The sequence below is a fragment of the Microbacterium sp. genome (assembly GCF_011620665.1).
Taxonomy (GTDB): domain Bacteria; phylum Actinomycetota; class Actinomycetes; order Actinomycetales; family Microbacteriaceae; genus Microbacterium.
In genome coordinates this window covers 12,002-19,965 of record NZ_WOYQ01000043.1, presented here as the reverse complement: position 1 = coordinate 19,965, position 7,964 = coordinate 12,002, and the positions used below count along the sequence as shown (strand labels likewise).

Here is a 7,964-nt window from a genome sequence, read left to right as displayed (position 1 = left end):
CACCCTGCTCCCTCACCGATCGTGGAATGACTCACAACCAGCCTGGCAAAGAGGGGTCTGGTCCAGAAATGGCTTCGATGATGCGAAGGGCGACGCCGGATGGCGGGTTGGCGAGGACCGATGAGCGCCCCTACAGCGTCCGTGATGAGGTGACGCGAGAACTTGGGCGAAGGCGCACAGCTGATCGAGGACGTCGACAGCGGAGGTCGATGTCGCGTTCCGGGTCGTGGCGGGCAACCTGCTCCCTGACCACACCACGATCGCGCGGTTCCGCGCCACCCACGCGGACGCGTTGGCGGGCCTGTTCACCCAGGTGCTGGCGATGTGCGCGGAGGCCGGCCTCGTGAAGGTCGGCACCATCGCGGTGGACGGGACGAAGATCGCCGTCTCCGCATCGCTGGACGCGAACCGGACCCGGGAGGCGATCACAAAGCACCGCGACAAGTACTACGAGCGCCTGCAGGCCGTTCGCGAAAGCGCCGACATCGAGGGCTGGCTCATCTTCTTCCTCGAGGCCGTCCGCGCTCAAGCCGACGACGCCGTCACCCGCTCTCGACGACTCAGCGCCGTTCGCGAGCGATACCACTCCGAGGCGATCAAGGGACGGTCGAGCCTGCCCCGACTCGTCGACATCATCATGCGCAACCCGTTCGCAACGGTAAAGTCCGTGCAGGTCGAGGTCGAGCTCGAGCTCACAAACCAGGGCGCTCGGAACCTCATCAAGAACGCAGAGACGCGTGGATGGCTTCGGTCGCTTGACACACGGGCGCGGAGGTCGCGAACGCTGGTACTCACCAGCCATCTACGAGGTCATCGACCTGCCGATGAGTCACACCGACGAGTGATCCTCGGGCCGGTCCTGGGCCGAGAACTCGGCTGAAACCATCGAGAACCAGCCATCCCCAATGAGAACTGCTTCCGCAGAATCATGCGGCAAACAAGGCGTCTGCTTGACGGTGATGTCGTATGCACCTCCGGCGTCGCGTAGTCCGGTGGAACCGACGGCCCAATACCCCCGGGGGGTATGTACAGTTGAGGAAGAGAAGCAGCACCCGCAGCCCGGAGGATTCGATGACTGATCAGCACACCGGAGTCAGCACCCCGGACGAATCCGCCATGACGACGCCGAGCGAGCGCATCGCGCACGATCACGTACGTGCGCGCCCCGGTGGAGGCGACGGTCACGGCGCCCACGGCGGCCATGGGGATCACGTCGCACAGTTCCGCAGACTGTTCTGGATAAACCTGGTGCTCGCGATCCCGGTGGTGTCGTTTTCGAGCATGTTCGCAATGCTCATCGGCTATCCCCTGCCCGATTTCGCCGGCGCACACCTGATCGCCCCCGTCATCGGCACCGTGATGTACTTCTGGGGTGGCCGGCCGTTCTTGACCGGCGCGGTCAATGAGCTGCGTTCCCGCACCCCAGGGATGATGCTGTTGATCGGCCTGGCCATCACCGTCGCGTTCCTCGCGTCCTGGGGCGCGAGCCTGGGTCTGCTGGATCACCAGCTGGAGTTCTGGTGGGAACTGGCGTTGCTCATCGTGATCATGCTCCTCGGGCACTGGGTGGAGATGCGCTCCCTCGCCCAGACCACGTCCGCGCTCGACTCGCTCGCCGAACTGCTCCCCGACGAAGCCGAACGAGTCGAAGGCGACCAGATCGTCACGGTGGCACCGGCCGATCTGAACGTCGGCGATGTCGTCGTGGTGCGGCCCGGCGGCCGGGTCCCCGCCGACGGCCGGATCATCGACGGGCGAGCCGATGTGGACGAGTCGATGGTCACCGGCGAATCCCGCGCGGTCTCACGCGGGACGGGCGATTCCGTCACCGCGGGCACGGTGGTGACCGATTCCGGCCTGCGGATCGAAATCACCGCCACCGGCGATGACACCGTGCTCGCCGGCATCCAGAAGCTGGTCACAGAGGCGCAGGCCTCGAGCTCCCGCGCGCAGCGGATCGCGGACCGAGCCGCCGGTTGGCTGTTCTGGTTCGCCCTCGGTTCCGCGGTGATCACTGCGTTCGCGTGGGCCCTGGCCGGCCGGCCCGATTCCGCCGTCGTTCGCACGATCACCGTGCTGGTCATCGCGTGTCCGCACGCCCTCGGTCTGGCGATTCCTCTGGTGGTGTCGATCTCCACAGAACGCGCCGCTCGTGGCGGGGTTCTGATCAAGGACCGGCTGGCGTTGGAGAGCATGCGCAAGATCGACACAGTGCTGTTCGACAAGACGGGCACCCTCACCAAGGGTGAACCCACCCTCACCGACGTCGCTCCCGTAGGCGATCACGATGCCGACGACGTTCTCGCCATCGCGGCGGCAGCCGAGGCTGACAGTGAGCACCCCCTCGCCAAAGCCATTGTGCGCGCCGCGCGCGACCGCGAGTTGACTCTCGCCGCCGCGAGCGGATTCTCCTCCTCACCCGCCGTCGGCGTAACGGCGACCATCCACGGCAGCGAGGTCCGCGTGGGCGGTCCCCGTCTGCTCGAGGAGGTGGGAGCAGACGAAATCGACGCGGTGGAGGCATGGCGCCGCGAGGGGGCGATCATCCTCCACGTCCTCCAGGGCGGCGCCGTGATCGGCGCGCTGAAACTGGCCGACGAAGTCCGCGCGGAGTCCCGCGATGCCGTCGATGCACTGCACGCGCTCGGCATCGAGGTCATGATGATCACCGGGGATGCCGAAGCCGTGGCCGATGCCGTGGGAGGCGCGCTCGGCGTGGACCGGGTTTTCGCCGGGGTCCGACCCGAAGACAAGTCCGCGAAGATCACCGAGCTGCAGGCGCAAGGAAAGAAGGTCGCGATGATCGGTGACGGCGTCAACGATGCACCCGCCCTTGCGCAAGCCGACGTCGGCATCGCGATCGGCGCGGGCACCGATGTCGCGATCGCATCCGCCGGAGTGATCCTTGCCAGCTCCGACCCGCGATCCGTACTGTCGGTCATCGAGCTGTCTCGCGCGAGCTATCGCAAGATGACGCAGAACCTCTGGTGGGCGGCCGGCTACAACCTCATTTCCGTTCCGCTCGCGGCCGGCATCCTCGCACCCATCGGCTTCGTGCTGCCGATGTCGGTCGGTGCGATCCTGATGTCGCTGTCCACGATTGTCGTCGCCCTCAATGCGCAGCTTCTCAGACGGCTGAACCTCACTCCCGAAGTCAGCACCCGGACGATCCTGGATCGCTAGAACCGAACCGTGCACACGGCGGGCTTCGGCGCCGTGCGACGATCAGGTTCAGGCTCGGCTCCGCCCGCCGGGCTCAGAGCTCACCCGGCTGCATGGCCTGCTTGTCGAAGTCCTCGATAGCCGAGCGGACCGGCGAGGTCGCCGCGCCCCGCTTCTTCGGTGCGTAGACGACCAGCGAGTGGAAGACGAACCGCACGAAGAACGCGACGACGAGCGTGATGGCGGTGGCGACGACGACCGAGATATGACTCGCGCTGACCATGAACGCGACGATCGGAATGCGGATGACCGCCTCGGCATTGTTGAACAGGAACGACTTGGCAAAACGCGATGAGACGCCGGATGCCTGCCCTCGCATATCTTGGAAGACGAACCGTTCGATCAGCAGGAAATTGGCGATGATCGTGACTTCGGCGGCGACGATCGCCGACGCGATGTAGCCCACACCCGCCTGCGTCAGCGCCCACACGATCAGCACGTTCGCTACGGCGCCGAGCCCGCCGACGACGGCGAACAGCGACATCTTGCCGAAGCGCAGCGCGGTCAGCTGCATGAGGAAGTGCAACCCCTGTCGCATCGACGCCTTCGACTCACCGGCGAAGCGGGGAGCGAACGCGAAGGGCACCTCGGCGACCCGCAGCGTCTTGCGGGCGAGGATCTCGAGCAGGATCTTGAACCCTCTCGGCTGCAGCCCGTCGAGATCGATCGTCGTGCGGTCGACCAGGAAAAACCCTGTCATCGGGTCGGTCGTTTCCTTGAGCCGGATCGGGAACATCGCCTTCGTGAGCGCGGTGGCTGCCTTCGACACGAACACGCGGCTCTTGTCGGCCAATCCCTTCGATGCGCCGCCCGCGGCATAGCGAGAGGCGACGACGACATCCACCTCACCCTGGCGGTGGCGGGCATACAGAGACGGGATGCTCTCGGGCGGATGCTGCAGATCCCCATCGATCACGACGCAGACGTCGGCCGCTGCCGCACGATAGCCCTCGAGCACCGCACCGCCGAGCCCGCCGAGCCCGTGCTCGCGATGGATGACGCGCACCGGGAGGGCAGCCGATGAGGCGACGGCGCGGATCACGGCGGGAGTGTCGTCGGTGCTGTCGTCGACGAAGATGATCTCCGCCTCGATATCGGCGACCGCTGCGGCGGTCCGGCGGACGAGCTCCGCGACATTCGGAGCCTCGTTGAACGTCGGCACGATGATCGACAGGTCGATGATGTCCCCCTGAGAATACGAGGTCGCCCGCCGTGTAGTGGTGACGAACCCGTCTATCGTCGCACGGCGACCTGTCGCTTCCCTTACGAATTTCACAGGTAAGGATCGCCCTCGCGATAGTGTCAGGCAGGGACTGCGAAGGGGCACGGCGTGAAGGCGACAAGGCGCGCGATGGCGAGGGTCACGCTGGCGGGCGTCGCGTTGTTCACACTGGCCCTGACCGGGTGTTCGAGCGCAGGCACTTCCGCACCCGCCGCAGAGGCCGAGACCACGGCCTCCGCGAGAACGCCGACGCCGCTGAGTGTCGTGGAGCAGCTTCTTGCGGACGCCGCCGACCCGACAGCGTGCGCCGTCTCGTTCGTCATCGACGGCGCGACCCTCGATCCTCAGTTGCAGACGCAGCACACCCTGTATCGGGTTCTGCCGATTCCCCGCGCGGAGGGGCGGGTGTTCGCAGGCTGGTATGCGAACGCAGACTCCGCGGCCGCGGCTTCCGCCAACGCGGCTGCGAACGCCGGAAGCCCCGCCACACGCGTCAACGGCTCCAAGCTCGTCTCCTGCAGCGCGCAGCAGACCACGCTCTACGGCGCGTGGACGACCGCTGACGCCGTCGCGACGGAGAACGCCCGCATTCCGATCCTCATGTACCACCAGTTCACGGCGAAAGCCGAGGGCGAGAGCGGCTGGTTGCGCGGCAACTACGCCTACATCGAGGACTACCGCGCGCAGATGCAGCACATCAGCGCCGGCGCGTTCTATCTGCCCACGTGGGACGAGCTCGACGCGTTCATCGACGGCGCGCTGTTCCTGCCCGACCACGCGGCGATCGTCACCGATGACGACGCCGATCCGACGTGGCTCACGATGGCCGCCCCCATCAACGAACAGCTGCAGGTGATGGCGACCTCGTTCGACATCACCGGGGATGGTGTCGCGGAGCAGAACCGGTTCATCCTGCCGCGCTCGCACACGCACACGATGCACACGGCCGGCGCCAGCGGCCAGGGGCAGATGGTCAACCTGACGCCGGCGGAGATCGCAGCGGACATGGAAGCCTCGGCCGCCGCGCTCGGCGGTGTCAAGGAAGTCGTGGCCTATCCCTACGGACACCACGACGAGCGGTCGAAAGAGGGCCTGCGCGCGGCGGGGTACGCGATGGCGCGCACGATCGAGCAGGGCTACGTCTCGGTCGGCACCGACAAGCTCGCCCTCCCCTGCATCCGCATCAATTTCGGGATGGACGTCGCCGATCTGATCGAACTCATCGGCGCAGCGCCAGAGTCGTGAAACAGGGGGACAATGGACGCATGACCCCTTCTGAGCCCACCATCACCATGTTCGGCGCCGACTGGTGCCGCGACTGCGTGCGCACCAAGGCGCAGCTCGACGCGCTCGGTGTCGCCTACACCTACGTAGACCTCGTCGCCGAGCCGGATGCCGCCGATGTCGCGCGCGAAATCTCGGGGCGCACGAATATCCCCGTCGTCGTATATCCCGATGCTTCGCACCACGTCGAGCCGTCCAACGCCGATGTCGAAGCGAAGCTGCGCGAGCTCGCGCTGATCTGACGTCGCGAGGCCCTCCGGCCGCCGGATCGAGACGGGGATCTGCCGGAGCGCGTACCCGGCACGGACGAACCGGCGGGGCCGCGCGTTCCGGCCGCGAGATCGCGTGCGCGGGCGTACTCAGCCCGCGGTCATCAGGAGTTTGTGCACGCACAGCCCAAACCCGGTAGCCGGCCGGATGACTCCGAGCCGGCTACGGGGGTGTATCCGTCTTCCGTCAGCGCCCGCGGCGCTGGCCGCCTCCGTTGGTGCGGACGACCGACCCGACCGTGAGCTTTCCGCCGCCGCTGTGCGAGGCGCGCCGGCCCGACGTGCGCGCATTGCCGGATGCCGCGGGCTGCTGCGTCGCACGATCCGAACCGTGCCCGCGGTCTGCGGACGGGCGACCCTGCGACTCGGCCGACCGAGCGCCCGCATCGCCGCGGCTCGGCTGTGCACCAGAGCGGCCCTGGCCCGAGCGGCCCTGCCCCGAGCGGCCCTGGCCGTCGGAGCGACTCGGCTCGTCGCGCGCCGTGCGCTTGCGCTGCGCGTTCGCACCCTGGCTGCGGCCGCCGCCACGGGGCTGCTCGACCCTGGGCTCGGGCTTGACGTAGGCGGCGACCTCGCCGACCAGCTGGGCGACCTCGGGCGAGGTGGCGCTGACGCGCGTGGGCGTCACGGTGATCGCGGCCTTTCGAAGCAGGTCCTTCACATCCTTCTCCTGACCGGGGAGAACGAGCGTGACGACCGACCCCTCGGCACCCGCACGCGCCGTGCGACCGGAGCGATGCAGGTACGCCTTGTGCTCGGTGGGCGGATCGACGTGGATGACCAGCTCGACGTCATCGACGTGCACACCGCGCGCAGCGACGTCGGTCGCGACCAGGACCTTCGCGGTGCCGGCCGAGAACGCCGCGAGGTTGCGATCACGCTGCGGCTGCGACAGGTTGCCGTGCAGATCGACCGAGGGGATGCCCTGCGACGTCAGCTGCTGGGCGAGCTTCTTGGCGTGGTGCTTGGTCCGCATGAAGAGGATGCGGCGGCCGGTGCCCGATGCGAGCGTGCGGACGAGCTCGTTCTTGGCCTCGATGCCCTCGACGTGGAACACGTGATGGGTCATGGCGGCCACCGGAGAGTTGGCCTCGTCGACCGAGTGCAAGACCTCGTTCTGCAGAAAACGGCTCACGAGCTTGTCGACACCGTTGTCCAGTGTCGCACTGAAGAGCATGCGCTGACCGTCGCGGGGCGTCTTGTCGAGAATGCGGGTGACCGACGGCAGGAAGCCCAGGTCGGCCATGTGGTCGGCCTCGTCGATGACCGTGATCTCCACGGCATCCAGCTTCGCGTAACCCTGTTTGATGAGGTCTTCGAGTCGGCCGGGGCAGGCCACGACGATGTCGACGCCCGCGTTGAGCGCCTGCACCTGACGCACCTGGCTGACGCCCCCGAAGATCGTGGTGGTCTTCAGTCCGTAAGCCGACGCCAGCGGCTCGAGCGTCGCGTTGATCTGGGTGGCCAGTTCACGCGTCGGCGCGAGGATGAGGCCGAGGACGCGGCCCTGACGACGAGCACCGCCGGCGAGCGCGCCGCCGAGGCGAGCAACCATCGGGAGCGCGAACGCGAGGGTCTTGCCCGATCCGGTCTTGCCGCGGCCGAGGACGTCGCGGCCGGCGAGGGTGTCGGGCAGGGTGTCGACCTGAATGGGGAAGGCCTCGGTCTTGCCGTCCTTCGCGAGGACGTCGAGCAGCGGGGCGGGCACGCCGAGCGTGCGGAAAGAAGTATCAGTCATGAGATGTTTCTGGGCGTGATCGCCCGGATCGGTGGCCTCTGCGCGGATGCGCACAGGGTCGCCGTACGAAGAATTTCAGCCGATCATCCGGGCGGAGCCGGGCGGCGAGGGAAGCGTTCTACGACGCAAGCGCGCCAGAATCTGCGCGGCAAGTGAGTTCAGCCTAGCAGGGCAGTCTGGATGCCGGCCGCGCCCCCGGCATCCGCTCCACCTGCGGCATCCGCTCCAC

At 67.4% G+C, this 7,964-nt stretch carries 6 protein-coding genes; 4 read left to right on the top strand and 2 right to left on the bottom strand.

Translation table 11 applies throughout. The features are described from left to right. Nucleotides 1-226: 226 nt before the first annotated feature. Together QZV81_RS06000 and QZV81_RS05995 are read left to right on the top strand one after the other, a co-directional pair. Complete coding sequence (locus QZV81_RS06000; protein WP_292834262.1) at nucleotides 227-880, top strand: hypothetical protein; 654 nt, start codon at nucleotides 227-229, stop codon at nucleotides 878-880. A gap of 236 nt (nucleotides 881-1,116) precedes the next feature. After that, on the top strand, nucleotides 1,117-3,183 hold the full coding sequence (locus QZV81_RS05995) for a heavy metal translocating P-type ATPase (RefSeq protein ID WP_292834269.1): 2,067 nt from the start codon (nucleotides 1,117-1,119) through the stop codon (nucleotides 3,181-3,183). A 73-nt stretch (nucleotides 3,184-3,256) separates the two neighbouring features. Here the strand turns inward: QZV81_RS05995 and QZV81_RS05990 are convergent, their stop codons facing one another. Next, nucleotides 3,257-4,402 (bottom strand): glycosyltransferase family 2 protein, encoded by a 1,146-nt coding sequence (locus QZV81_RS05990; RefSeq protein WP_292834265.1) that lies wholly within the window; start codon nucleotides 4,400-4,402, stop codon nucleotides 3,257-3,259. A 150-nt stretch (nucleotides 4,403-4,552) separates the two neighbouring features. Here QZV81_RS05990 and QZV81_RS05985 point away from each other — a divergent pair, with 150 nt between their 5' ends. After that, nucleotides 4,553-5,689: a xylanase gene (locus QZV81_RS05985; RefSeq protein WP_292834259.1), complete on the top strand. Its 1,137-nt coding sequence runs from the start codon at nucleotides 4,553-4,555 to the stop codon at nucleotides 5,687-5,689. A gap of 20 nt (nucleotides 5,690-5,709) precedes the next feature. Then, entirely contained in the window at nucleotides 5,710-5,970 is a 261-nt protein-coding gene (locus QZV81_RS05980; RefSeq protein ID WP_292834257.1) for a glutaredoxin domain-containing protein, read from the top strand. A gap of 214 nt (nucleotides 5,971-6,184) precedes the next feature. On the opposite strand, the gene QZV81_RS05975 is transcribed toward QZV81_RS05980, so the two are convergent. Continuing rightward, nucleotides 6,185-7,735 carry a DEAD/DEAH box helicase gene (locus QZV81_RS05975; protein WP_292834254.1) on the bottom strand — a complete coding sequence of 517 codons (1,551 nt, stop codon included), beginning with the start codon at nucleotides 7,733-7,735 and terminating at the stop codon, nucleotides 6,185-6,187. Between the last annotated feature and the right edge of the window lie 229 nt (nucleotides 7,736-7,964).

Excerpts from the sequence above, each read along its gene's own strand:
- QZV81_RS05995 (WP_292834269.1), top strand. The coding sequence starts at position 1,117 with ATGACGACGCCGAGCGAGCGCATCGCGCACGATCACGTACGTGCGCGC.
- QZV81_RS05975 (WP_292834254.1), bottom strand. The coding sequence starts at position 7,735 with ATGACTGATACTTCTTTCCGCACGCTCGGCGTGCCCGCCCCGCTGCTC.
- QZV81_RS05980 (WP_292834257.1), top strand. The coding sequence starts at position 5,710 with ATGACCCCTTCTGAGCCCACCATCACCATGTTCGGCGCCGACTGGTGC.